Raw genomic sequence first — 24,944 nt, forward strand, 5'->3', positions numbered from 1 at the left:
ATGCGGCGACTTGGCCGTCTGGGTGAACCGACAGGAAGCCACTGTTGAACCGCGTCTCGGGACGCCATGCTGGTGGCCGCCTTGCCCTCTGCCGTAGGAGTTCGTTGCCGTGGCCAAGACCCGCTCCACCGGTCTCTTACCAATCCTCGTCGTCGGTGCCGTCGTCATCCTGTTCGGCCCCCGGCTCCTCGACGGCGTGCAGGATGCGGTCTCCGACCTTGGCAGTTCGGCCGAGGTCTCCTACGTCGTCGCCCCAGCCGTCAAGTCGCGTGCCGACCAGTGCACCGCGGAGCAGCTGCTGAAGGATCGGCAGTGCGACGACCTCAAAGTCGTCCAGCTCAGCGCCGAGAAGATGCCCTACATCACGCGCAACATCCAGCTTGCCTGGGCCGAGGGCAAGCCAGCCATCCTCCACAAGGACGCCCCCGGCACCGACCAGACCAAGCGCGCCACCGTCTGCGGCACGAGCGTCTTCACCAAGACGTTCGCCGATGGCAGTTGCGACGAGTACGCCTTCGCCTCCAGCGTCGAGGGTGGCCAGTGGGCCAACGTCCGCACCGAAGAAGTGCCCCTCCGGGAGCAGAATTGCCAAGGCGGCACCCTGCGCCAGGAGTACCGTCGAGCTGGCATCCAGCAAGGTGATGCCTTCATCGTCGTCATTACTAATTCCGAGAAGATCGCCACCAGCGCCTACGCCGGGAGCGACACCGCTGAGGACCAGTCATGCACCAGCTGATCGCCTCCTACGACTGGATCGAGCACCAGGACGTCGTGCTCACCGTCGCCGTCATCCGGCACTCCACGGCGCAGGAAGTCGTGCGTACTTACGGCGGCGACCCGGCCCAGAGCCAACTCATGACCACCATCGAGGCTGAAGACGCCGCCCTCGATGACCTCGGCTTCTTCTACGTCCAGGTGTTCGAGCACGAGGGTCGTGTCATCGCCCTGGAGAACAACGGCTGGAGCGGCACTGTCCCGGAGATCGCACGCCGAGCCTCACAAGGGGGTGCCACCTTCTTCAGCGCGCACTGGAACGTCAACGGCTTGTTCCGCATCACCGCTGCGGAGGACGGCAAGGTGACCGCTTCCTTCGACCCCATGCGCGTCGAGGCGGATGATCTCGGCGACCTCGTCCCGAACTGGGCCGCCGCGGTGCCCCTCGAGGTGGGCAAGCTGCGTGCGACCTCCTTGGCCGTGGCCGAACAGCGAACCGGCGTGGCGTTCGACCAAGCGTGGCTTGCGAGCAAGCTGCCGACATACCGCATCCCTGATCCGGAGGTGCTGCTGAAGCAGGCCGCTGGCCCGCAGGCGCCATGAACCTGATGTGCCAGGGAGAATGTATTCCGGAATAGATTCGCTCATACATGAGCGAACAGGGCTCGATCGGGCGATTGCTGGACCATGGGTCTACCAAGACACTGAAACTCATGAACCCCCGCGAGCTTCGTATCGAGCTCCCGCCTGACCTTCCGAACGACCGGTACGCCACGATCACGCACGCCGTCTTCTCAGTGCTGGACGTAGCTGGGATCTTGGAAGTGTCGATGGTGCGGGTGGACGAGTTCGCTACGGACAGCGACCTCAACGACGACTTCGACCGACACAGCGAGCAGTACCCGTGGGGGCGATAGTCCTCTGGTTAGTGAAGAGGTCGACAGTCCGAAATCTGTCACACAACGGCAGGCTGGTCTTGATAGCCTTACGCTGCTAGTCCGGACAACTGCGCTGATCACTAGTGAGGCTCTTCGTGGCACAGAAAGTTCTCGTCCAACTCATCGACGACCTCGACGGCACACCAGCCGAGGACGGCCAAACCATCACCTTCGGCCTTGATGGCATCACCTACGAGATCGACCTCAAGCCGCAGAACGCTGACAAGCTTCGTGCCGGCCTGGCCGACTTCGTCGCCGCGGGGCGCAAGACCGGTGGTCGAGCCAAGCGCGGCGCTGCAGCCGCTCCTGGTGTCCGTCGACCTGCGTCTGATGCCCGAAACAAGGAGCAGACCAAGGCCATCCGTGAGTGGGCTCGCAGCAACGGTCACGAGCTGGCCGACCGCGGGCGCATCCCGGCCAGCGTTATCGAGGCGTTCGAGGCGGCGCACCGCTGATGACCTCCACCGCCGAACCCGACCTGGAGGTACACGGCGAGTTCTGGCTGCCTGGCACCGACGACAAGAAGGTGCCGGGCATCCTGACCTTCAGCGCTGAGGAAGGCGGCTCGCTCAAGCTCATCGGCAGCTTCACTGAAGTGAATCTGCTCTTCGAGGAAGCGCCAGCCAGGGACTACAGCCGTATCCTCGGTCGTGACGACAAGGCTGGGTACACCCTCGACGGCTGCCTGCGAACCCGCGAGACACAGACCCTCGGGCGTGGGGCACGCCAAAACTTCTACGTTGGTCAAGTCGTCAAGGACGTCTGGTTCGACAAGGACGAGGCCATCGAGGCGGAGATGGTCGATGTCGAGATCGATCATCTCCTCGCTTGGACGAAGATTTCCGGCATCACGAACCAGTGGACCACCGAAGACGAGCTCGGCGGCAAGGGTCGCCTGGGGCCACCCAAGAGTTGGCCCGCCGGAAAGGGCACGAGCTGGCCGACTGCGGGCACATCCCCGCCAGCGTCATCGAGGCGTTCGAGGCAGCGCACCGCTGAAGTGCATGACAACGCCATGAAAGCCGTGGTCGTTAGGCTCCGTCATGAAGCAGTCTCGTAGGTGAGAGTGCTTCATGTCTGCCTGAGCAGGGCTAACGCTGTCGGATCTCCGCAGTACGCTGCCAGCCATGCCGAGCGACGAGGTCAAGCACGTCTTCGTGTCCTACGTGCGGGAAGACGCCGAGAAGGTCGACCAACTGTGCCAGGCGCTGGAAGCAGCCGATATCCCGTACTGGCGGGATCGCACGTCGCTCGCGCCAGGTGATCACTGGAAGCGGAAAATCCGCGAGGCCATTCGCTCTGGAGCGCTGGTGTTCCTCGCCTGCTTCTCCGAGCACTCTCAGGCCAAGGCTAGATCCTACATGAACGAGGAGCTCTCGCTCGCGGTCGAAGAGTTTCGGATACTCCCACCTGGAGCGACATGGATTATCCCCGTCCGCTTAGATGATGTGAACGTGCCGGAGTGGGATCTTGGTGCAGGTAGAACGCTTAACGATCTTAACTACGCTGATCTCTTCGGAAGTAAGTACGTTGCGAATCTTGTGGGCCTGACGAATACGATCAGCAAGATCGTTGGGGCTACGAGCCCGGACCCTGCAACGGTGCGGGCTTCGGTCGAAGAAGCCAGTGATGCCGAGCGTCCCGCCATGCTGCGTCGCATGACCAAAGAGATGATCGTCGATCCGGCCAGGCGCATCGAGTTGGACAACCTCGTCTTGCAGGAGGTGCAACGAGTCCTCGAGGCGATGCGGGACGAGGCGCAATTCCCGACCCAGCGACTGGAGGGCACCGCCGAGGATCAGATGGTGCGCTGCGCTGAGGTCGCCGCAGACTACTGGCGACTCGCCGAAGCGTTCTGCGCATCGCTTCAAGTCGCCGTGCGTTGGACTAACGACCCACAAGAGCTCACTCCGTGGGCTTCTGGACTTAGGGCACTTGCTGGCGAAGCCTTGAAGCTGCGAGGCGGCAACAAGTTCCTTCTTGACCTCCGGCACGTGCCGGCCTTAACCGCAACATTTACGGTCGCTCTCGCCGCGGTCGGTCAATCTAGGTGGAAGAACCTAAGAACCCTGCTGGTTGACATCAGTTTTCCAGGGAAGCATCAGGAACTTCGCGATCCTCTCTTGATGGTGGAGTACCCCTGGGCGCCTTTCCGGAGCATGGGCGAGCGGCTGCCCAAAGTGGTCGCCGGTGTGGCTAAGACCGGAAATGATCCGCGTGCTGTACTCAACGCCCTGATGGATAGTGACGATCATGATTACGATACGCCCATAGCCGAGTGGCTCCACGCGATTCTGAGGCCACACTTCAGGGATCAGTATCCGGATGATGCTATGTATGACAACTTCTTCGACAGAGCGGAGGTCATGCTTGGCCTGATCTCGCAAATTTACGAGAGTGCGCGCTATCACGGCGAGCTAAGAGAAAATCCGGAAGTGAGTGTGCCAATGAGGTACTCCAAGTGGCTCGGCCGTTCTGTATGGCGCGCCGATTCTGGACTTAGCGCTCTTGAGGAGATTGCATCTGAGATGAAGTCGCAGGGTCGGATATGGCCACCACTGTCAGAATTCTTTGATGGCCGGCATGAATATGCCGTTGGCACCCTTGGGTCCTACACTGAAGCGTTCAATCGGTTCAAGAGTTACTTGGAGTCCAAGTAATGCTTCCTTCGGCGCACCAAATCTAGATCGGTCAAACGGTCCCATCTCACGGAAATATCAGCTGTCTGACGTCGTTACAACTCGACCTGACGGGGCATTGGCAAGTAGGGTCGTGGGTTACCGCAGGTGCCGGAAAGGAATCTATCCATGACATTGGTTGCCGCATGGGTGCAGCGTCACGCTACGTTGCGCCAGTTGGTCATCGCGTCGGACTCTCGAATCACAGGAGGAGAGTCGTGGGAAGCATGCCCTAAAGTCGTTCCTCTTCCGCGACCCGGTACGGTCATCGCGATGTCTGGTGATGCTGTCGAAGCGTACGCGTTCTTGATCCAGGCGATCAATACTTGCAACTTGTTGGACGGGAATCAATCCGGTCGGACGGACATAGGCTACTTGGCCAAGAAGCTTCGAGACGTATATGCCGACATTCGTCGCCATGTTCGCGACCTTCCAGCCGGCGAATCGGTGCCGTCAGTTCCAGAACTGAACATCGTCTTGTGTGGCTGGTCATGGAGGAATCTCAGGTTTGAGGGTTACTCCTACAAGTTCGACGTCAATGGCGTGCTCCGAATGAATCGTATCGGGCAGTTAGATGAGCATCGCGCCTACGGCGTCTACTTCTTTGGTGACGCGGACGCCGAAGCCAGTAAGCGCCTCAAAGTGCTCCAAAAACAAAAAGGACTCCCAGTGCCAATGACGGGAGATCCCAGGGCCCGCGAAGTGGCCCGTAATGCTTACTTGGAGTGGGAGCCACTTGAAGTTCTCTTGGATATCATCGGTGACCGCGGACAAACTTCCGTTGGAGGAGTTCCACAGATCGCATATATCTACCAGCGAGGCGAATCCGAATGTTTCGTATGGCGCGATCAAGCTGGGAATGATCATTTTGGCGGACGGCCGGTACAGCCGCGTGAGCGGTTTGACAGGAGAATTCTGAAGTGGGCAGGCGACAGGGTCATAGTTTCGTTCTCTGATCGAGGAATCGCCCTCAGTCAGTTGGACAGCGCGTCGGACGGTGTAGGCGACTACGCGACCGAGTGAGTAGCTTACTTGGGATATTACAATGCCGCGAGTGAACTGCGTGCGAGGTATCGCCGAGCGGAGGGGCAGTGTTGTTTATCGGATCCAGCCGAATTGCGCCCAGTTCGGCTAGATCCGCCGCATCTCCGGTACGCCGAGCTTGTCGATCAAGTCCGCCCCGCGCGGCACCTCAGCGTGCCGATGCTTGCCAAACACTCGCGCATCCACGTGAACAGACGAACTCGAAGCCTTTAGCCGTGCTATCTAGTCCTTCTCCGCGTCGGCGGGGCTGTGCTCCAACTCGTGCACGAGTCGCTCCACTGCTGCTACCAGCGTCGTTCCCAGCGCCTCCGCCACCCGTCGCAATTCGATCACGTCGAGCCGCCGCTCGCCCGACTCGTACTTGCTCACGAACGACTGAGGCTCGTCCAGGCGCTCGGCCACGTCGACCTGCGTCAGCCCCGCCTCCAGGCGCATCCGCCGTAGGAGCGCGCGAAACCGGCGGTACTCCTCGGCCGTGATGCCCTTGTCCACCGGCATAGGGCACTTCGTCGCTTGCCAATATCCCAAAATCGGATACTGTGGCCGTGTCCTCGGCCGCAAAAGATCAACAGCGGCCCACGCAGTGATCCGCGAGGGGGGTGAGTCATGCGCATCGCGTTCAGCGGAGGTGGCGGCGGCATCTGAGCTGACTGCCAGTGAAGGCATGGCGACGGCCCTGGGTGTCTGTAGCACCCAGGGCCGTCGTCTACGTATTCAACACTACGACAAAACTTGGTACAATAAAGCTGCATGGCCACGTCGTTCCGTCAGCTGTACAAGACCAAAGCCCAGCTCGTCGCTGTGCTCCTTGCTGCTGGCGGCCTCGTGACTCTCATCTTTGCCAAGTGGCCGCCGGTGGTTGGTCTCCTTGCCGCACTGCCGATCCCCATCCCGCTGACCGAACTCGGCTCGGGTCTCTTCGGCATCGGCGTTGTCGGCTTCTTTTTCGAGCTCCTGGACCGGGAGGTCGGCGAGCAGCACACCAAGGAAGGACTCCGCGAAGCCGTGCGTGCTGAAGCACCCGCCATCCGGGACGCAGTCCTCGACGCCCTGGCCTTCGACCCCAAAACCTTGAAGGGCGTCGCTTCCGATGATCACCTCGACAGGATGGCCACCAACGCCATCGCCTTACGGCTTAAGGACAAGACCCTCGCAAGCGACCTTTACACCGACCTCCGCGACCAGGTCATCCACGCGCCCGAGCGCTGGCACGAGGTCGACGCAGCGGTCGCCCTCCACCCATGGAACGGACGGCCAGCGAGCGCAGTCAACTCAATGTTCGTCGCAACCGTTCGGTGGGAGTACAAGGTCAGACCGGCCACCAGCACGATGCGCTTCGCCTGCGTGAACGACCAGGCGGAGTACCGCGAACTGCTGCGCGACCAGGCCGTCACGTCCGTGTGGCACTTCGACCCGTCAAGCAGCCTGGATGCCGCCAACCCGGAGGTCTTCGAGCTCACCAGCGTCACGGTCAACGGCAAGCCGCGGAAGGTACGTCGGACTGAACGCACCGGCGCCCAGCTCTACACCGTCGACCTAGGCAGGGAGGCCCAGGGCAGTGAGGAGATCACGGTGGCCTACACCTACCGCGCACTCGTCCTCCGTCATGGCCACCTGCTGTACCTCGACTTGCCGAGGCCAACCAAGGGCTTCCACGTCCAACTCGACTACGGTCAGGCCGGCATCCGGCGGATGAACACGCTCGACTTCTTCGCGAGCAGCCAGGTCTCCCGCGTCGAGCACTCCCGGCACAGCGACGAGCCGAAGACCGTGAACATCAGCTTCGACGGCTGGATGCTGCCGCGGGCCGGAGTGGCGTTCGTGTGGGTGCTGAACGAAGAGTTGCTGACAACGAAGTAGTTTCGCAATCCACTCACGCTTGTGTTCATAAAGAGATTTGTTACGCTGAGTATAGCGGTCGAGCACGTTTGCTCTCGCCATCTCGCACCAAGGCCTTGTAGTAGGTAGGCGTCACGCTATTCGCGTCAAGCAGCGAGATCCGCGCATCACACACGCTACTCTGCCCTTGGGCGTCTTCGGACGCTCAAGGGCTCTTCCAATATCTGTCGTCGGACTTTGTGACGTGCTTAGTACGCATAGCGTAGACGAACTCGCAGAGGATTGCACACTTCTCCTGATCCGTTCGGTGCCGCTTGCACATAATGTTTCCCGCGTATTCATCGTAGTGGGCCGAGTAACGCTTGAAAAGTCAGGAACGATAAACATACTAGCCGAGGCATGGGTAGCGCACCGCTGGAACGGAGGGCAATGATGGCCAAAGTGTGTTCACGCTATTGCGGCGTGATCGGTCGTCCTTAACGCCCTATATCAACGTGCGGTCGATTCGTCTTTATTGATCCGCTGGGAGGCCGAAGTGCAGCTTCCGGCAGAGTTGAGTCCTGACATGATACCCGTAATCGCGCTTGCCGTTGCCCTTATAGTGGGCACCTGGGGTTTCGTTCAATACTTCCTGACCGGCCGCAGGTTGCATGTTCGATTGCGTAACGACCGCTACTATCCGCCGCTGCCCGGGAAGATAGATACTCTAATAGTCGAAGTTCGTAACCTCGGACGCACGTCGGCTTTCGTGTCCAAGGTAGAATTTTTTGGCGGCGACTGGTATTGCTCTGGCACCCTCGAAGGTGGCTTCCCCAAGGAAGTCCCTGCTGGAGGCAGAGAGGTGTGGACGTTGCCGCCATATCCTCGTGAAGACGGAACGTACTCGAAAAACCTGAGCCCAAATGTAGATTACTTCTGTCGCGTCCATATTCATAGTTCCCGGAGGCCATATATAGTGCACTGAAGCTACAAAAAATTCGGATCGTGGAGCACGCCTGGCAGAAGGTTCGAGACCCCTTACATTGCTTATCTTCTTGTGCGAAAACTTCGGGTTGTGCCGACGGATCGTCGCGACTCGACAGAACCGGACGTACTGTGAACCATTTGAACAGTCAGAGCCGGTGCTGATTCACCGTGACACAGACCGCGAGCTGGTATCCGCAGCCGCGGAATGCGGCAAGTCATCGGAGTGTTAACCAGCAGCGGCTAGTCAGCACTCCAACCAAAAGTACGCGTCCTTCGAACCCGCCAGAAGCCGGGCGATCAGCGAGGCGAACGGTCGTCCTCGATGAACGGCATGAGCGAGATGCTCTCGAACGCCACGCCATGCCGGATCGTCAGCCACTCGTCTCCACCGTCGACTTGGTTGGTAAGCACAGGTCCCAGTCGCGGAGCGTCGCTCGCGGGTTCACCGGCGAGCCCAGCAGCTTGCCCGCCTCATTGAAGGCAGGCTTACCCATGGGCGTTCCACAAGTTGTTCGAGTTCAAAGTTGCTCGGCGATCGCATACATCTTGTCCATGCCCGAGTCACACCTAGATGCTGGGCAGGGCCTACGTCAATCGGTTCATGAGTTGCTAGGCTGTTTGTCCACTGCTTTCGTACGCGTAGGTGATGCCTCGTGAAGCGCTGGACTCAGCTCACCGACCACCAGCTCGCCGTGCTCCAGCGCGTCGGTGATCCGGACGACCAGGTAACCGCTCGCGACTCCGCCTTGGCCACCACCGTGTACGCCCTCCGCAACCGCGGCCTGGTCGTCACGCCGCGCGTAGACGGCCGGTGGAGAGCCGAGATCACCGTGGCCGGTCGGTTCTACCTCGAGCATGGCTACCATCCCGAGCGGCCGGATGTGCCTGGTCAAGCCGGAACACTGTCGAGGCGCCGCTCGCCGAGGCCTGCTTCGGAGAAGAAGCGGTCGGCTCGACAGATCACTGTCGAGACGCTCCTCCAGCTGCTCGAAGAGCAAGACGGCTCCGTCCGTGTTGAAGACCCGGACAGCGAGACGCGGGCGGCCTGGCGCCGGGCCATCGCGGCAGTGAAGCGTCAGAACCTCGTGCCCGCTGGCATGCACCTCCGCCATCACGGCAGGGACGAGGGCGACTTGGTGATCGAGCTGGTGCAGGGAGAGCACCCCGACGCCAAGTACTGGGAGCCGCGCCCGCAACTCGCCGCGCCCGAAGCTGATCCGCCGCACCCTGCGGTCGCCAAGCTGAGCCGTGATCCAGCGCCGCTACGGGTATCGAAGGACAGCCGTGAACGAGCGCTCCGTCTGCTCCACATCCTCGCTACCGAGTGGGAACGTAGCGGCCACGCCGTAGCGGTCGAGGCTGACCAGCCAGGACTTACCTTCACGTCCGGGACGTCCCGCTTCGTCCTGGAGGTGAGCGAAGAGTCAGACTTGGTGGAGGCTCCACACCTTGAAGAACTTGAGCGGAAGCCGACCTACTCCTGGCAGCGCGTCCCGGTTAGATCGCGGTACGTGTCGAGTGGCCGCCTGGTGCTCGAACTACCGCACAGCTGGGACTACAACGGTCGACGGCGCCGCTGGGCCGACCGCACCAGGTGGTCGCTGGAGGACAAGCTCGGCGACGTCTTGAAGGAGCTCGAAGGCCGCGTTCGGCTCGATGAAGAGCGGCGTATCGCCGCGGAGCGGGAGAAGGCGGCTCGGCGAGTGCAGTGGGAAGAAGCGATGGCCGAGGCTCGGTTCCGCTTCGCGGAGGATGTACGCATCGCAGCGCTGAACGAGCAGATGCAGGCATGGGAGACCGCCGCCAAGGTGCGTGCCTACTGCCAGGCCGCCGAAGCGGCGCTAGTTGAGTCGCCCGACAGCGATGTTGTCGAGTGGCTGCGGTGGATGCGGAACTACGCCGACCGGATCGACCCCGCGGTCTGCGGGGTGCAAGCACCCCAGCTTCGCGAACCAAGCGCGCACGAGCTGCGGCCGTACCTCGATCGGTGGAGCCCGTACGGCCCCGACAGCAGCTACTGATCGTCTTCGCGCTTGCTTCGCCGCAGCGCCTCGATCGGAACACCGAGTTCCTTCTCTAGCTTCTCAGCGGCTGGCTTGTCCCAGCGCCGGAGCGCCGTCACCGCCTGCTCCACCAGCTTGCCGAGCCGGAAGACCTCTTCGCGCAGCGCCTCCAGCTCGGTGTGGCGTTCGGTTCCGCCCTGACCACACCACTCCCGCACCAGCGCCCGGGCAGGGACGTACCGCTGGTCTGCCTCTACGCACACCTCCGGACTGAAGTACTGCCCCTCGCCTCGACGGCTTCCGTAATAGCTGCCGTGGATCGCCTCGTAGCGCGCCCTCACTTCCTCACGGGCGACCTCGTCCAACACTTCGTCGGCGAGCACCTGAGCGGCACGCTTGGCGATAACCAGCATGGTGGCGAAGGGAACGGCCCAGGCTCCGTCGCCTTGAGGGATGCTCAAGGGATCGCTCGTCAGCTCCGTAGCGTCCAGACGCAGCAGCTTGGCGAGAGCGGGCAAGTCCTTGATGAACAGGATGCCAGCGTCTTTGTTAAGGCCAGTTTCAACGCAGCTCAGCGCTGCTCGGTCGTCGATCACCATCTCGGCCGCCACCAGCTCGTGGTCATCTCGGGGCCGCCACGAGGCGTCATGGAGCGCAGCCCAACGCTGATCGTGTGCCAGCCACTCCTCGACTTTGTCCCAGGTCGTCTTCAGCCGAGCGGGCGAGACCCACTCCTCGCGGCCCTCGTACTCGTCCTCTACGAAGCGGATCAGCACGCGTGGCGGGCGGTTGACTCCGATGCGCCTGATCTCTACGCGGGCTAGTGGGTCGCGCTGCTTCGCGCGGTACGCCCACTCCTCACCGACTTCCATGAGCTGCTCCTGTCAGCGGCATCACGTCGTCAGGGAGCGTAGGTAGCTGTCGACGTCGAAGCCGTAGTCGATGAGTCGACGCCGAGCCGTCTCCAGCTCCTCGTCGCTGAACAGCGGCCTGTACTCCGGCTTCAACACCAGGGCCTCGACGCTGTGCCCCACCATGTTCGCCTCCCACAGCGTGGTGAAGCCAGCGGAGACATTCGGTGTCTGGAGAAGGAGATGAGCAGCTCCGACACCGCCGTTCATGGCGACCATGTGCAGGAATGCCTTAGCCTGGTAGTTGATCGTACGAACCAGGTGTCGGTAGCCCTCCATTGTCTCGTCATGGAACTGTCGTTCCAGCCTGATCATCTCAGGATCGGAAGGTGTCGTCACAGCGTCTCCTCGCACACGTCGGTGCTGCGCTAGCTTAATCCGATACAGGAAAGCCGCGCGGCCAGATGCGGACCGTCTGCTCCGCCAGTGCCCTCGTCCGCTCCTGGATCGTGTGATCGTCCCAAGCGTTGCCGTACGTGTTGAGCAGGTGCTTGTTGAGCAACAACACGCTGTGCTCATCGATAATCTGGCGCTTGCCTTTGATAGCGGTGCCGTCGTCGAGGGTTGTCGGCAGCCAGGGGTAGTTCGAGACGACCGGGTTGAGCTTGCTGGTCACAAGCGTCAGGTTGCCGAGTTGCTGTACGTGCTGGTTGCGATCTGCCGGGTCGACGTCATCCTCGACAGGCCAGTAACGCTGCCAGGACTGGGGCATGATGTGCTCGATCGTCAGATCCCCACGACGGCAGTGCGCTTCCTCGGTCTTGGGTGAGCGGTAGCTGTCCTCGAGCGCTTCGAGCAGCATGCGCGCCCGGCGCCGTGGGACCAGAGTCTTGTAGAGCCGCATCGACTCGAGGCTGGTGATCACTTCGTCGTCGGTCGGCCAGCGCCGGGAGTCGCCGTGCTGGGCCAGCAGGTACTCCACCGCAGCCTTTCCGACCTGCTCCCGGTCGACGGTCTTGAGGTGGCGAAGCAGCTCGACCGCCAGGGTGTTGGTGTCGCTGAGCGTCACTCGACAGAGCAGCCGCCGGATGACCCAGCTCTCGACCGCGCGGAGCGCCTGGTGGCGGGCTGGCTCCGGGATGGCCGAGCCGGGTCGGACGAGCCAGAGCAGCAGCGGCATGGTGGCCGCGATGTCGGCGACCTCGATGACCCGGTAGTGGAAGGTGCCCTCGACAGAGAAGGCCGGCAAACTAGCGAGCTGCCGGTAGCAGGCGCTGTCCTCCTGGAGCTCCGCCAGCATGGGACGCACGTCGGTCAGGTCCTTGACGATCTGGTCGCGGAAGCTGATGAAGATCTTGTCCGACGGCACGGTGTGCGCGAGGCGCATCGTCAGCCAGTAGTTGAGGAACACGTCGATCCGCGGCCGGTTCAGCCGCCCTTGCCGCAGCTCCTGCCGCCAGTACTCCTCGTCGAAGCCAGCCCAGTAGTCCCGGTTCAGCTTCTCGATGTCGACGCCGTGCTTCTCCGCGAGCTGGAACACCGCGTTCTTAATCAGGTCGGCCGCCAGCAGCGGACTGCCCCGATCGTTGAGGGCTTCGAAGATCGCCTGGGCGTTGTCATCTGGATCCAGGTCGATGACCACCAACTTCAAGTGCAGCGCCAGCGCCTCGGTCAACGCCTGGAGCCGATCCGCCGGCTTGATCTCGTCCGGTGCCTCCAGCGCCCACGCCTCGATGCGCTCGCGCAGGAACCGGATGCCCTGGCTGACCCGGTGCTCGCCGTCGTCGTTGCCGTGGTCGTCGTCCATCGCCGCCTGGAACGCCGCACGGTCGGCAAGGATGGGCCACACCTTGAGCACCTCGTCGTCGGTGTCGACGACGTGCGCTGGGTTGCGCACCAGCGTCTCCAGCAGTGCCGCGTCCCGCGGCCGCCCGTGCTGCCTGGTTACCTGAAGGGCCGCGTTCAGCAGGAGCTGGAGGGTGATCAGGCGCTGCTGGCCATCGATGACGTGCCGCATCGCGATGTAGCCCGAGGGGTTGAACTGCTGCTCCAGGACCACGGCGCCGAGGAAGTGCGGTGGCACCGGATCCTCCGGCTTCACGCGCTCGAGGACTTCCTCGGCGATGGCCCTCACGTCGTCCCACAGCGGCATCCACTGCTTGTCCACCGACCAGACGTACGGGCGCTGGAACACCGGGATGATGTACCGAACCTGCGGCTCGAACAGCTTCTTCGGCGTCAGCGTGTTCGCCTGCATCCGGCGTGCCCTCCAGGTTGATCGGGTGCATGCTCGTTGACCGCCGAGACCGACGCCCGTAACGAGCCTGTAGGGGAATCCGCTTCTAGCGGGTAGACGTTACAACCGCAAGGAGACGCCCATGCCCGCCCGCGCCAACCGGTTGTCAGCTGTGGTCCGCGCCAAGCACGCCCGACTGAGTGAACCTCACATCGCCCCCTTCGTCGCCCTTGCCGACGAGATCGCAGCCGCGCGAGGGCTGACGCCCGGTGAAGTGCCGTACCCCGATCCCGAGTTCGCCGGTACAGCCGCACAAGCACTGGTACTTCTCCAGTCGCCCGGACCCAAGACGTCAAAGACGACCGGGTCTGGACTCCTCAGTCTTGAAAACGACGATCCGTCCGCTCAGCGCTGTTACGACGAGTACCGGCGAGCTGGCTTGGACTGGCACCAGGTGCTGCACTGGAACACTGTGCCATGGCCGACGGCCTCCACCGACCCTTCTGGCAAGGATCTCCGCGACGCCCGGCCGTGGCTGCCACGACTGCTGGCTCTGCTTCCCGAAATCAAAGCCGTTCTCCTGCTGGGCAGAGTTGCACGTGATGAGTGGCGACGAGCTGCCACGACGGAGCTCACTCGGATGCCGCTCGTCCCAGTCTTCATCGGGCCTCACCCGAGCCAGCGCGGCATGGCTCGGGCGAACGCCAAGGAGCGCCTCTCGGATGCGATTGAGAAACTTGCCGGGACCCTCTCAACGTATCCTCGCGAGAACCGTGTATGACTTACACGAGGGAGACTCGCTTCTTATATACCTCGCAGTAGCTGCGTCTTAGCGAAACCAGACACAGCGTTGCAGAGCTTCTTGTCGGTTGTGAGGAGCGGAAGTCCGCGCTCCAACGAGCGGTCGACCAGGAGCGCATCATAATAGCTGATGTTTTTATCTGCTGCCAGCACAGCGGCCCGCTCAGCTGCATCCACATCGGTGATGTGAATAGTAATCCCTAAGTCATCGATCACCCGCGAGGCCGCCACATACTCGTCGCGTTCGATTAGGCGAGTCAGTAGTCCAAACTTGCGCAGCACGTTGCCGAACTCGAACCGAACATGGTCGATGGTCTCCAGATACGCGTGACCGCCCAAGTAGGCGTCGCGTACTTCCCTGGCATGTTCAAAGCCGACTTGTTCGATGAACCACCGGACGAACACACCGGTATCGACGATGTACGCGTCACCAGCCATGGGTCTCGTCCCTAAGTCGACGGATCTCCTCGTCCACGCCCGTGACGCCACGGGTCTTATCGCTAACCTGGGACATCAGGCTGAGGAGTTCCTCTCGACTTCGCTTGCGGCCAGCGGGACGGGATCGAAGATACTCGGCCCGACGATGTTCGTAGACCAAGTCTGCCAGTTGCTCCATCGAGCGGAGGTCCCTGGCATAGCGAGCGAACAGGCTCTCGTCGACGCGCAGGTAGGACCACTGGACCCCGCTGGCAGCCGTAGCGTCCGACGCCCAGCGGACCGCACGCTCATCCTTGTGCGGTACGTCGAGGTCAGCCAGTCCCTTGGTCTCCACCACGAGGCAGGCACCCGACGTGAGCCGTACGACGAAGTCGGGGTAGTAGTAGGCCAACCGGCCGCCTTCGGCGCGGTACTCCAGCGAGAACCGAACTTCACGGGCGAGCTTCGCGAACGCCGCTACGTCCTGGCTTCGATCGAGGAAGCCGCAGAACTGCACCTCGAACCCACTGTCACACGGCTGCGCCGAGAAGATCGACTTGTCGGCGACCGCGATCTCCCGGCTCCAAAGGAAAGGGCGAGTTCGAGACAGAAGAAGCGGCTTCGGTTCGCCAACGGCCGCAGAACTAGTGAGCGTGCGCTCATCCACTGCCTGCCGAAGTGCAGTCAAGATGATTTCCTGTACGGCCGGCTCTCGGAGCGTAGCGAGTACCTGCGGGTCCGCGAGGTTAACCTGGCGACCGAAGATTCGCTCTTCGATGTAGCCCTTAACCAGAGGAAGCAAGACTGCAAACTGCCCGACAACCCGAGTTTCGCGAGCGAGCTCGTTGGCAAACCATGCAAGAACCGGCTGCGGATGATCTGCAACCGGAAGCGGGTACTCAGCCCGTTCAACAACCTTACCAGTAAGTAAATCACGGCCAGTGTACTTCACTGTCTCGGCTTCAGGACTGCCCTTAAGAGGGATGCGGCGTTCTGGCACGTCTGACGGTCGAAGTGAGCTGAGCTCCGAAGAACTGCGAGCCAACACCCGAGTCAGCTGCGGGATCTCTATATCGAACTCGAGCTTCGAGGGTTCCACAGCAATGACGGCAGCTCGGACGTCCACATCTTCGGCAGCCCTACGCTCGACACTGAGGTCGTCCTCCTTGTGCAGGGCTTCATCCCACAACCTTCGGAACGCCTCATGTTCGATGATGACGACTTGTTCCTCGAACCCTGACCAAGGAGGTGTCATGCGCCGTAGACCACGACCGAGGGTTTGTTCGGGCAGGATCTCCGCTTTGGCGGTTAGAGGCCGAAGCGGAACGATGACGTTTACATTCCGGACGTCCCAACCCTCACGCAGCATAAGGACACTTACGATCGCGGAGTAAGGGCTATCGTCACTATCAACCTCACGAGCCCACCGGCGAGCCTGCTCCAGGTCGGCCTTCGAAACTTGCCCCTTTTCCTTGCCGCCCATGTTGACATGGATCGTCAGCACACGACCTGTAAGATCGGAGATTGTCTCCAAGTAACGAGCAATCTGATCGGCAGCTACAGTGCTCTCCGCCATGATGAACAACAAGGGCTTCTTACCGGCAGGTTCAAGCGCGCGCCGAAACTCACGCCATTTAGCTACACCCGCACCGATACGTTGCTGGTAACGGATCGCCGCATCGTCGCTTACAGCTTCACGTTCACCAGATAGTTCGCCGATGATCGGCCGTTTGACGATCCCATCCTCGATCGCCTGCGCAAGAGGATAGTCGGCAACGATATCGTCGAACAAGCGGCCATTCTGGTTTCGCGGGGTGGCTGAGAAGTCTAGCTGAACAGCAATTCCTTCATCCGCCAGTTCGTGGAGACGGCCTAGCGATTGCCAGATCGTCAGTTCTTCACCGGTGTCTCGCTTGATTTGGTCGTGAAGGTGATGCGCCTCATCGTTTACAACCAGAACCCGCCCACGACTCGCCAACTGGACCAAGGCTGGTCGCTCCTGCGAGCGATTCTTCGGCGGACGTGGCCCCAGTAGCAAGTCCACCGGATTAGTTGTAGCAGGTGGAGTCCGCTCGTAGAGAGCCTGGACATTTGTGAGCACCAGCGCGCCGGTCGAATGCATCGAGACGGGATCGTTGCGTAGTGACACGAGCAGATCGAACTCGTGTCGCCACTCCGGCGGAATCACAGGATCTTCTCTGAAAATCTTTCCAGCCTCAAAGTCCGCCCGTAGACGCTCGTAGACAATTAGGTTGGGCGCAACGACGAGGGACGTCGTGGTGAGCTCTGATTCAGGCTCGTAAATCTTATGAAAGTACGCCCAAGCAATGAGCAGGCTCATCACTTTGGTTTTCCCTGAACCAGTCGCAGCCTTGAAGACGTACCGCGGATATGATCGACCTTCCACAGGGAGAGGCCCGACCGCGAAGCGTGTCACTAGTTCTGACATCATGCGCGACTTGGCTACCTCGTACAGGTAGATGGCAGTCTCGACAGCTTCTCTCTGAGCAAAGTAGTACCTGAAGGGCGCACCGTCAGCAGTTTGGTGCTCGTCGTGGAACCAGTGCTCGAGTAGGCGCTTGGATGTGTCGGAGGCACCTGCATAACCACCTTGACGCCAGCTCGATACTTCTTCGCGAATCTGATCGACCAAGGGCGCATAGCTTGGCCGCCTACCTTGCGGGATCGCGTATGGGTCACTCACTTGATAGTCACCGCTACCGACGTCGTAGTGTCGTTACCGAAAATGTCGACTACTTTTACCAGGACCGTGTATGTACCAGGCTCGTCGTAGTCGCTCACGGCCGTAAGCTCGAGACTGCGGTTCGCTTGAGTACGGTACGACTGCCACTGGTTGTGGAAAGTGTCGTTACTCCCGCTCTCCCCGAAGGTGAAGTCGACTGCCCAATAGTCGACGTAGTCGGACCATCCGGTGATCTTGTCTCGAATCGATGCCGGAAGAAGACCAGGATTAGGAATAACAAAGTCGACGAGACGAACGCTAACTTCTCGCTTCTTTACCTTCGACTCAACCTTGATGTATGCGAGCTCATGAAATACAAACTCACCAGAGGCAACCACTCGTGGATCCATCACTTCGCGAGGGATCTGACGAAGCCTCAAGTCCAACCCGCGCGCGCGGGCCTCATCCTGAACAATCTCGTGGAGTCCCATCTCGAACTCCCAGCCGAGCACATCAATTGCCGGGTAACCACCACTCTGAGCTTCTTCGAGCGACTCCTTGACTTCCCCAAGAGACACAGGAGCGTCGACCGCTCCGACATGAACTGCACGCTTCCCCAGGGTTCCGTGAATATGCTGAAACTCGTGGACTGCAGTCGCGCCGTACAAGTCAATAATGAAGTCAAGGTAAGCTTGAAGTCCTGCCCCTGTCGTGTCTCGCTGCCAAACCTGGCGCTCATACCGACCGAGATTGCATACTTCGAACGGTTTGCAGCCAGGACGTCCGAGCAGGCGCTTACGAGTGGTGTGGATTGCGAAGCGCCCGATATCGACAGCAATCCAGCGCCTGTTCAGCCGTTCAGCGACGGCTGGCGTCGTTCCAGAACCGGTGAAACAGTCGAGAACAATACTGCCTTCGTCTGACGAAGACTTGATGATGCGCTCCAGCAACGCTTCAGGCTTTTGCGTATCGTAGCCAAGCCGCTCCTTGGCTTGCGCATTGACGGCATAGATGTCGTCCCAGACATCACCGATCGGCTGCCCCGGAGCATCGGTGATAAACCGCTTGTGACGCGGGAACCCTCCCTTCGACGACCACAGGATGCGTCCCTCTGTGTCGAGATGATCGAGTTCCTCAATTGGAACAGCCCAGTGTCGACCAATGGTATTCGGATCAAACCCACGCCAAGTTTTTCCGGTCGAACCGCTCCGCTTTCCTGGACCGGTGAGTGAAACACTCTGGTACTGGCGACCTTGTTCGTCGACGGTTGAATAGTGACTTTTTACATAAGAGTCGTCGTACGGACGGTATTGCGGATGCCAGATGTGTTTACTCGATTTAGCGAAACATAGAATCGAGTCATGAATCTCACCAAAGTCCTTGGTGCTGGCATGGGCCGCCGTACGTTTCCAGATAATCTCCGCACGAAAGTTCTCTTGCCCAAATATCTCGTCCAGCAGAACCCGGGCAAGATGACTCACGTTGGGCGCAAGATGCAGGAACAAAGATCCGCGGTCAGAAAGCAGCTCCCTCAGCAGCACTAGCCGCTTATAGAGCATATCCAGGTAGCTCTCGACACCCTTGCCCCAGGTGTCACGATATGCTTTTTCCTCGATGACCGAAGAAATCTTTGTCAAGTCCTGCTCGGCCACCTCGTCACCAACGGCGATGCGAACCTTATAGTCTTGACGAGAGTCAAAAGGTGGATCGATATAGATCAGATCGATCTGGCCGGCGAACTCTTCGACCAGGGCACTGAGCACATGTAGATTGTCCCCCCAGATGAGTCGATTGCGCCAACCGTCGGACTCTTCTGAACCATCAGCGAAAAGTGTGCCGCGATCTGCACGACTTGCATTGACTGTCTCTACGACCTGGAGAGGTAGGCGGTAACGCGCCACCTTCTCTTCCTTGCCGTCCCACTCAAGCCGTACGCCGCTCACAGACACCCGTCCTCACGATCGATCGCATCGATGTCACGATACTTCCATGCTTCGCTGCGCAGGTCTTGCATGGTGAGCTTGGCGTACGGCCCGTGTGAGCTGGTCCTGCATGGTGTGCAGGGTGGGCGCGGTTCGTACGGTCTAGTGCGGTAACCATGAACGTTCACCGGGCTCGAGCACGTCGGGCAGGCAACCGCCGCACCTCTCGCAAGGGTGTGTTCGGCCGAACCGCCCAAGTCGGTGGACGCCTAGCATGCAGCCGTGCCCCGACGGCGAAGCCTGCGCCCCAGGCCACAGGTCATCTCTCTCCCTGCGCGGCTTCTCCTGGCCGCCGGGCCGTTCCTGGTCGGGTGCCTGTTCCTCTGGCGGCTGCTCAACCCGGTGGGAAGCGACGCGCGCGGGTTGAACCCGTTCTTCGGGTAGGTTCTGCTGTCGCTCATGGTGGTCGCCGTGGTTTACGTGCTGACGAAAAGTTTCGGCGGCTGGGCGCACTGGGTGAACCGGGCCGCGAAGTACCTGATCGAAGGCGTGGTCGCGCTGATCATGGCGACACTGGTGCTTGGAGGGTTGGTGTTGCCGCACGTCCTCGACGCCTCGCTCGGAGCACGGGACATCGGCGGTCCAGGCAGTGCCAGACTGCTCGGCATGCTCGGACTGGTCGGGAGCCTGGTAGGCGTCTTCTTCTGGCTGCGGGCACGACGGCGCAAGCGATCCGGGAGCTGAGCGCGGTCACACCCGCTGGTCCGGGGCCGGTACCTCGTCCGCACCGTCTTCAACCCGCTGAACGTTCGGACCACTGCAGGCGGATTTCCGGCGGAGGACACTAGCGACGCCGATCCCTCACCACTGCTGGACGTCTAGGGATGCCCCGCTTCACCAGCACGTTGCGGATGGTGGAGTGATCGACCGCGAACTTCCGTCCTACCTCTGCGAGCGTCCGTCCATGATCGACATAGAGCCTGACCGCCTCGTCCTCCTGGGAAGTGCTGAGCGCCCTGATGGGCCGACGTGCCACCCCATGCCGATCCAGGTGCGCACGCACCGTGTGCTTGTCCACCTTGAAGCGTCTGGCCAGCTCCCGTTGTGTCGCCCCGCGGCGGTAGGCCAAGACCAACTCGGCGACTTCGGCAGAGGACAGCTTCCGGTTCTCCTTAACCTCGACTGCTACCGAGGTCAGGTCGTCGACACCAGCTTGGGCCACCGCTGATGATGCGACTGGGCTCTCAGCAGGGTGGACCTCGCCACTCGTCCGTGCCTTGAGCAGGCGGTCCAAGGTAGCGGAAGGGTTCGAAAGGGAGTCACGGAGGCGCACCACCACGTAAGGCCCTTGACCAGCGCGATGCCGGTCAAGGGCCTCATTCGTCTGTCCGGCCGTGCCCGGCTAGAACCGGCCGTCTGCGGCTGTCCGTGCCAAATACGGGCCAAAGTTCCAGCCCTTTCTGCCAGCGGCGTAGCGGCGGCCCCGGGCGTGGAGACTTCGGGCCGTGCACGCTGACAGGCTCGAATGGTGGTGAGCCTGGCCGTTGCGCTCCCCGGTGACAGCCGACCGTCCACCGCTGTGCCGAATCAGGCGAGAGCGCGGTTCGGCGGTGTCGGTGATTTGGTTCTCCCCGTCCTTCGTCGGGAGGGGCAGGCTGTGCTCGGCCGGGACCTGGGTGTGCGGGCTCCAGGTCGCCGAAGGCACGGACGAGCTGAAGGCCTACTCGGGTCCGGTGTCTCGGTTGTGGGTGGTGTTGAAGGAGAAGTACGGCCTGGAGGTGATGGGCGAGGGCAAGCTGGTGCCGCCCTACCAGGCCGCCGCGCCTCCCGCGGTCCGGCGGCCTTCCGGAAGCCGTGCGGGAGGACTTCGTCACTGGTGAGTGCGAACCGGCGGTCGACGCATTCCGGACAATCCGGACCTGGTCGACGTGCCGATTGTCGATCGGGCACCGCCGCCGCACGGCTTCGGTTCGGCGGCGACCGCCGATGGGCCCGGCCCGGGACCCGACCGATGATTTTCCTGTTCGGGGGAACTACGCGGTGAAAACCATTGCCGGAGGCGGTGCTGTTGTCGCCATCGCGGCCAGTCGGGCGAGGCTCGCGGATTCCGGGCTGTCCTCTTCCGCGCTGAACACGTGCATGACGAGGCCCATCTCGCCGGGAGTGCTGGGCACGTGGAGGGTTTCGTAGTCCAGCGTCAGAATCCCCTCCTCGGGGTGGCGCAGGCGTTTGCGGCCCGCGCCGCACACCACGACCTCACCGCCGGCCCAGATCCGGCGGAAGGCGGGGCTCTTCCCGGACAGGTCCCTGATCAGCCCGACCAGGTCCCGGTCGTCCGGGTAGCGGCCCGCGGCGACGCGCAGTTGGCCCACGACCTCGGCGGCGCGGGGTTCCCAGTCCGGGTGCAGGTCCCGGGCGGCCGGGTCGAGGAACAGGTACCTCGCGTTGTTGCGGTCGCGGCGGGCCGGGTCGGACAGGCCCCCGAACAGCTCGCCGCCCAGGCTGTTCCACGCCACCACGTCGAGGCGGTGGTTCGTCACGAACGCCGGGAAGTCGCCCACGGCGGCCACGATCCGGCGCAGCAGCGGGCTGACGCGGGCGCTCGGGGCGGCGCCGCGGCGGACCCCCACCAGGGTGGCCAGGTGCCCGCGCTCGGCCGCGTCCAGGCCGAGCGCGCGGGCCAGCGAGTCCAGCACCTCGGGTGACGGCTGGGTCGCACGGCCCTGCTCCAGGCGCACGTAGTAGTCCACGCTGATCCCCGCCAGCTGGGCCAGCTCCTCGCGCCGCAGACCGCGCACCCTCCGGCGGCGGCCCCCGGCCAGGCCGACGTGCTCCGGGGCGACGCGGGCCCGGCGGGCACGCAGGAACGCGCCCAGCGCCCGCCGCGCGTCACCGATGCCGTCGACGTCCCCGGTGCGGTGGTCCACGCCCTCCATGCTCCCCAGTATTACCTGGCCCTCGCGGTACCAGGACCGCCGGACCGCCGGACGGACCGGGTGCTGGCTGCCTCGCCGCGCACCCGCGAACGTGGTGGCATGAGCTCGAAGAAGATCCTCGTCGTCAGCGCGCACCCGGAACCTCGGTCGCTCAACGGCGCCCTCACGTCCTTCGCCGCCGGTCACCTGCTCGCGGCGGGACACGAAGTGCGGGTGTCCGACCTCTACGCGATGAAGTGGAAGGCGTCCGTCGACGCGGACGACTTCCCCGACCACACCGGGGCGGGGCCGTTGGACGTGCTGGCCGCGCACGAGCGGGCCACGCTGGCGGGGCGGCTGACGCCCGATGTCGCGGCCGAGCAGGAGAAGGTGCGCTGGGCGGACGCGGTCATCCTGCAGTTCCCGATGTGGTGGTTCTCGCTGCCCGCGATCCTCAAGGGGTGGGTCGACCGGGTCTTCACCAACGGTTTCGCCCACGGCCCGGCGGTCCCGCCGCCGTACACCGAAGGCGCCCTGGGCGGGCGGCGCGCGCTGCTGTCGGTCACGATCGGCGCCCGCGCGTCGGCGTTCTCCGACCGGGGCGCCCACGGCCGGTTGGCCGACCTCCTCTTCCCGGTGCAGCACGGCGTGCTGTGGTTCACCGGGATGGCGCCGCTGGCGCCATTCGCGGTCTACGGCGCGGCCGGCCTGTCGACCGAGGCCTACGCGGCGGCGGAGCGGGAGTACGGGCGGCGGCTCGACGGCCTCTTCACCGACGAGCCGGTCCCGTTCCGGTCCCTCGTCGACGACTACGACCGCGATCTCCGGCTGCTGCCGGACCTGGGGGCGCCGGGGACGACCGGGCACGACCTCCACCTCCGGGAGACCGGCCCGGCAGGAGGATGACCTCCCGGACGTCGGCCCATGGGACGACTTCGGGCACCTGCGGGGTGAGGCAGAAATATTTGCGGCGTTCCGGCCTCGGACCGACCGTCCGAAATGAACACGAAGAGTGTCTATATGGTCACGGAAAGCTATTTCCGTCGGTCTTGAATGGATAGCGCCGATCGGGTGCTTTTGAAGCAATACGGAAGAGGCACCGGCGCACCGCGCCATGCGAAGGTCAATCGCAAGTCGCAGGCCCTTTGACCGGAGGCAAATGTGTCGATCATCGATACGTCCCGACCCCAACCGACACTGGAACAATTGAAGGAAACACTGTCGCAGTTGGTGCCAGTACTGCGGGACAAGGCCGCGTGGGCGGACGAGAACCGCCGGCTCCACGACGAGTCGATCCAGGCGCTCGCCGACGCGGGGATCTTCAAGCTGAGGATGCCCGCCCGGTACGGGGGCTACGAGGCCGACACCAAGACCCTGGTGGACGTGTCCATCGCGCTGGGCCGCGCCGACGGCGCGCTGGCGTGGACCGTCTCGACCTACTGGATCGCGTCGTGGATCGTCGGCCTGTTCCCGGACGTGGCGCAGGACGAGGTCTTCACGACCCCGGACGTCCGGGTGTGCGGCGCGGTCAGCCCGAGCGGCGTGGTGGTGCCGGTCGAGGGCGGGTACGTCCTCAACGGCTCGTGGCACTTCGTCAGCGGCGCGTGGCACGCGAACTGGCAGGAGCTGGCCACCATCCTGCTGCGGCCGGACGAGGAGCCCCAGCCCGTCATCGTGGCGGTGCCGATGTCGAGCCTCGAGATCGTGGACGACTGGCACACCTCGGGCATGAGCGGCAGCGGCAGCGTCACCACGGTGGCGAAGGACGTGTTCATCCCGGCGACGCACATCATCCCGATGGAGGCGGCGATCCGCCCGAACGGCGTCTCCGAGCTGAACGCGGACCGGCCGATGTGGCGCAGCCCCACCATCCTGGCGGGTTCCGCCGCGACGGTCGGCATGCTGGTCGGCATGGCGAAGGCGGCCTACGACGCGTTCATGGAGCGCATCCCCGGCCGGCCGATCCGCTACACCGACTACGAGCACCAGGCCGAGGCCCCGATCACGCACATCCAGGTCGGCACGGCGTACATGAAGATCGAGCAGGCCGAGTACCACGCCTACCACGCCGCGGCGCTGGTCGACGCGAAGGCCGCCAGCGGCGAGCCGTGGACGATCGCGGAACGCGCCCGGGTCCGCGCCGACGAGGGCTGGGCGACCAAGCTGGCGAAGGAGGCCGTCGACCTGCTCGCCTCGGCCAGCGGCGGCTCGTCGATCTACCGCCACGAGCCGATCCAGCGGATCGTGCGCGACATCCAGGCGATCAGCGTCCACCCGATGTTCAGCCCGGATTCCAACACGGAGACCTTCGGACGGGTGCTGTGCGGGCTCGAGCCCAACACGATGTTCATCTGAGTCGGTCTGTTCGGCCAAGAGCCGCCGCGCGGTCAGCGCGGCGGCTCTTCGCTGCGCGGGGCGGGAAGGCCACCGTCCACAGCGGACGGGGAACGCGCGGCACGGGCTGTGGGGCGCGACCGAGGCGAGACCGGAGCACGGTGGACGCCAACGTGCCCGGTCGGCGGGGTCCGCCGACCGGGCACGCGAGGCGAGCCTGCGCTCAGTCGTTCTTCTTCCACATGATGATCTGCAGGTAGTTGCCGTCGGGGTCGGCGAACGTGCCGAACTTGCCGGACTCCCGGTCCGCGACCGAGATCCACTCGACGCCGGCGGCCTTCAGCTGGGTCTCCACGGCGTCGAAGTCGTCGACGTGGAAGTTCATGATCACGCGACCCGGTTCGTTGTTCTTCGCCTCGACGTCGTCGCGCCCGTCGATGACCAGCAGGAAGCCGCCGAGGTCGATCGGGCCGTCGCCGCTGAACTCCGGGGCCAGCGCCTTGATGTACCACGCCCGCAGCTCGGCGGGGCGGGTCGTGCCGAGCAGCATGCTGCCGGGCTTGAGCGTCGTCATGTCGAAATCTCCCTCGTTGTGTGATCCAG

25 protein-coding genes are annotated in these 24,944 nt (G+C 62.8%); 15 read left to right on the top strand and 10 right to left on the bottom strand.

The window, feature by feature from the left end; all coding sequences use genetic code 11:
* The first annotated feature begins 109 nt into the window (after positions 1 to 109).
* From IOD16_RS31095 to IOD16_RS31125, 7 genes are all read left to right on the top strand, one after another.
* Positions 110 to 736, top strand: a complete 627-nt coding sequence (locus tag IOD16_RS31095) for a NucA/NucB deoxyribonuclease domain-containing protein (protein WP_201437290.1) — start codon at positions 110 to 112, stop codon at positions 734 to 736.
* Positions 724 to 1,317 (top strand): DUF6461 domain-containing protein, encoded by a 594-nt coding sequence (locus IOD16_RS31100; RefSeq protein ID WP_201437291.1) that lies wholly within the window; start codon positions 724 to 726, stop codon positions 1,315 to 1,317. Before IOD16_RS31095 ends, IOD16_RS31100 begins: the two co-directional genes overlap by 13 nt.
* Positions 1,318 to 1,427: 110 nt before the next feature.
* A complete protein-coding gene (locus IOD16_RS31105) occupies positions 1,428 to 1,631 on the top strand; it encodes a hypothetical protein (protein WP_201437293.1) in 204 nt (67 codons plus the stop codon).
* Between the two features lie 104 nt (positions 1,632 to 1,735).
* Positions 1,736 to 2,107: a histone-like nucleoid-structuring protein Lsr2 gene (locus tag IOD16_RS31110; RefSeq protein ID WP_442978067.1), complete on the top strand. Its 372-nt coding sequence runs from the start codon at positions 1,736 to 1,738 to the stop codon at positions 2,105 to 2,107.
* The gene (locus IOD16_RS31115; protein WP_201437296.1) at positions 2,107 to 2,712 is read left to right on the top strand and encodes a hypothetical protein; all 606 of its coding nucleotides are present in this window, start codon (positions 2,107 to 2,109) and stop codon (positions 2,710 to 2,712) included. The genes IOD16_RS31110 and IOD16_RS31115 overlap by 1 nt, the downstream gene beginning before the upstream one ends.
* A gap of 67 nt (positions 2,713 to 2,779) precedes the next feature.
* Positions 2,780 to 4,312 (top strand): toll/interleukin-1 receptor domain-containing protein, encoded by a 1,533-nt coding sequence (locus tag IOD16_RS31120; RefSeq protein ID WP_201437298.1) that lies wholly within the window; start codon positions 2,780 to 2,782, stop codon positions 4,310 to 4,312.
* A gap of 147 nt (positions 4,313 to 4,459) precedes the next feature.
* Positions 4,460 to 5,353 carry a hypothetical protein gene (locus tag IOD16_RS31125; protein WP_201437300.1) on the top strand — a complete coding sequence of 298 codons (894 nt, stop codon included), beginning with the start codon at positions 4,460 to 4,462 and terminating at the stop codon, positions 5,351 to 5,353.
* Between the two features lie 243 nt (positions 5,354 to 5,596).
* On the opposite strand, the gene IOD16_RS31130 is transcribed toward IOD16_RS31125, so the two are convergent.
* The gene (locus IOD16_RS31130; RefSeq protein ID WP_236594489.1) at positions 5,597 to 5,866 is read right to left on the bottom strand and encodes a helix-turn-helix domain-containing protein; all 270 of its coding nucleotides are present in this window, start codon (positions 5,864 to 5,866) and stop codon (positions 5,597 to 5,599) included.
* Between the two features lie 258 nt (positions 5,867 to 6,124).
* On the opposite strand from IOD16_RS31130, the gene IOD16_RS31135 reads away from it, so the two are divergent.
* Both IOD16_RS31135 and IOD16_RS31140 read left to right on the top strand, forming a co-directional pair.
* A complete protein-coding gene (locus IOD16_RS31135; RefSeq protein ID WP_201437304.1) occupies positions 6,125 to 7,234 on the top strand; it encodes a hypothetical protein in 1,110 nt (369 codons plus the stop codon).
* A 1,598-nt stretch (positions 7,235 to 8,832) separates the two neighbouring features.
* The gene (locus IOD16_RS31140; protein WP_201437306.1) at positions 8,833 to 10,200 is read left to right on the top strand and encodes a hypothetical protein; all 1,368 of its coding nucleotides are present in this window, start codon (positions 8,833 to 8,835) and stop codon (positions 10,198 to 10,200) included.
* On the opposite strand, the gene IOD16_RS31145 is transcribed toward IOD16_RS31140, so the two are convergent.
* The 3 genes from IOD16_RS31145 to IOD16_RS31155 are packed head-to-tail and all read right to left on the bottom strand — an operon-like array spanning position 10,194 to position 13,290.
* Positions 10,194 to 11,054, bottom strand: a complete 861-nt coding sequence (locus IOD16_RS31145) for a hypothetical protein (RefSeq protein WP_201437308.1) — start codon at positions 11,052 to 11,054, stop codon at positions 10,194 to 10,196. The two genes, IOD16_RS31140 and IOD16_RS31145, sit on opposite strands and share 7 nt — an antisense overlap.
* Positions 11,055 to 11,075: 21 nt before the next feature.
* A complete protein-coding gene (locus IOD16_RS31150) occupies positions 11,076 to 11,432 on the bottom strand; it encodes a hypothetical protein (protein ID WP_236594490.1) in 357 nt (118 codons plus the stop codon).
* Between the two features lie 34 nt (positions 11,433 to 11,466).
* A complete protein-coding gene (locus IOD16_RS31155) occupies positions 11,467 to 13,290 on the bottom strand; it encodes a DUF262 domain-containing protein (protein WP_201437310.1) in 1,824 nt (607 codons plus the stop codon).
* A gap of 121 nt (positions 13,291 to 13,411) precedes the next feature.
* On the opposite strand from IOD16_RS31155, the gene IOD16_RS31160 reads away from it, so the two are divergent.
* Positions 13,412 to 14,050: a uracil-DNA glycosylase gene (locus IOD16_RS31160; RefSeq protein WP_201437312.1), complete on the top strand. Its 639-nt coding sequence runs from the start codon at positions 13,412 to 13,414 to the stop codon at positions 14,048 to 14,050.
* Positions 14,051 to 14,073: 23 nt separating this feature from the next.
* Here IOD16_RS31160 and IOD16_RS31165 read toward each other — a convergent pair whose 3' ends face one another.
* From IOD16_RS31165 to IOD16_RS31175, 3 genes are read right to left on the bottom strand one after another with little or no spacing between them, the layout of a single operon-like run.
* Positions 14,074 to 14,508: a type II toxin-antitoxin system VapC family toxin gene (locus IOD16_RS31165; RefSeq protein WP_201437313.1), complete on the bottom strand. Its 435-nt coding sequence runs from the start codon at positions 14,506 to 14,508 to the stop codon at positions 14,074 to 14,076.
* The gene (locus tag IOD16_RS31170; protein ID WP_201437315.1) at positions 14,498 to 17,140 is read right to left on the bottom strand and encodes a DEAD/DEAH box helicase family protein; all 2,643 of its coding nucleotides are present in this window, start codon (positions 17,138 to 17,140) and stop codon (positions 14,498 to 14,500) included. Before IOD16_RS31170 ends, IOD16_RS31165 begins: the two co-directional genes overlap by 11 nt.
* Positions 17,141 to 17,187: 47 nt before the next feature.
* The gene (locus IOD16_RS31175) at positions 17,188 to 19,113 is read right to left on the bottom strand and encodes a site-specific DNA-methyltransferase (RefSeq protein WP_201437317.1); all 1,926 of its coding nucleotides are present in this window, start codon (positions 19,111 to 19,113) and stop codon (positions 17,188 to 17,190) included.
* 261 nt (positions 19,114 to 19,374) lie between these two features.
* Here IOD16_RS31175 and IOD16_RS31180 point away from each other — a divergent pair, with 261 nt between their 5' ends.
* Positions 19,375 to 19,536, top strand: coding sequence for a hypothetical protein (locus IOD16_RS31180; RefSeq protein WP_201437319.1), 162 nt, complete (start codon positions 19,375 to 19,377; stop codon positions 19,534 to 19,536).
* A 15-nt stretch (positions 19,537 to 19,551) separates the two neighbouring features.
* Complete coding sequence (locus IOD16_RS31185; protein WP_201437320.1) at positions 19,552 to 19,836, top strand: hypothetical protein; 285 nt, start codon at positions 19,552 to 19,554, stop codon at positions 19,834 to 19,836.
* A 100-nt stretch (positions 19,837 to 19,936) separates the two neighbouring features.
* Here the strand turns inward: IOD16_RS31185 and IOD16_RS31190 are convergent, their stop codons facing one another.
* Positions 19,937 to 20,386, bottom strand: a complete 450-nt coding sequence (locus tag IOD16_RS31190; RefSeq protein ID WP_201437322.1) for a hypothetical protein — start codon at positions 20,384 to 20,386, stop codon at positions 19,937 to 19,939.
* Between the two features lie 316 nt (positions 20,387 to 20,702).
* Between IOD16_RS31190 and IOD16_RS31195 the strand changes: the two genes are divergently transcribed.
* Positions 20,703 to 20,972, top strand: coding sequence for a hypothetical protein (locus IOD16_RS31195; RefSeq protein ID WP_201437324.1), 270 nt, complete (start codon positions 20,703 to 20,705; stop codon positions 20,970 to 20,972).
* Positions 20,973 to 21,125: 153 nt separating this feature from the next.
* Here IOD16_RS31195 and IOD16_RS31200 read toward each other — a convergent pair whose 3' ends face one another.
* Positions 21,126 to 22,028, bottom strand: coding sequence for a helix-turn-helix transcriptional regulator (locus IOD16_RS31200; protein ID WP_201437326.1), 903 nt, complete (start codon positions 22,026 to 22,028; stop codon positions 21,126 to 21,128).
* Between the two features lie 99 nt (positions 22,029 to 22,127).
* Here IOD16_RS31200 and IOD16_RS31205 point away from each other — a divergent pair, with 99 nt between their 5' ends.
* Positions 22,128 to 22,913 carry an NAD(P)H-dependent oxidoreductase gene (locus IOD16_RS31205; RefSeq protein ID WP_201437328.1) on the top strand — a complete coding sequence of 262 codons (786 nt, stop codon included), beginning with the start codon at positions 22,128 to 22,130 and terminating at the stop codon, positions 22,911 to 22,913.
* 324 nt (positions 22,914 to 23,237) lie between these two features.
* Entirely contained in the window at positions 23,238 to 24,362 is a 1,125-nt protein-coding gene (locus IOD16_RS31210; protein ID WP_328809377.1) for an acyl-CoA dehydrogenase family protein, read from the top strand.
* Between the two features lie 202 nt (positions 24,363 to 24,564).
* Here the strand turns inward: IOD16_RS31210 and IOD16_RS31215 are convergent, their stop codons facing one another.
* Entirely contained in the window at positions 24,565 to 24,915 is a 351-nt protein-coding gene (locus IOD16_RS31215; protein ID WP_123745712.1) for a VOC family protein, read from the bottom strand.
* Positions 24,916 to 24,944 lie beyond the last annotated feature (29 nt).

Origin of the sequence: Saccharothrix sp. 6-C (assembly GCF_016695385.1) — a bacterium.
Lineage (GTDB): Bacteria > Actinomycetota > Actinomycetes > Mycobacteriales > Pseudonocardiaceae > Actinosynnema > Actinosynnema texasense.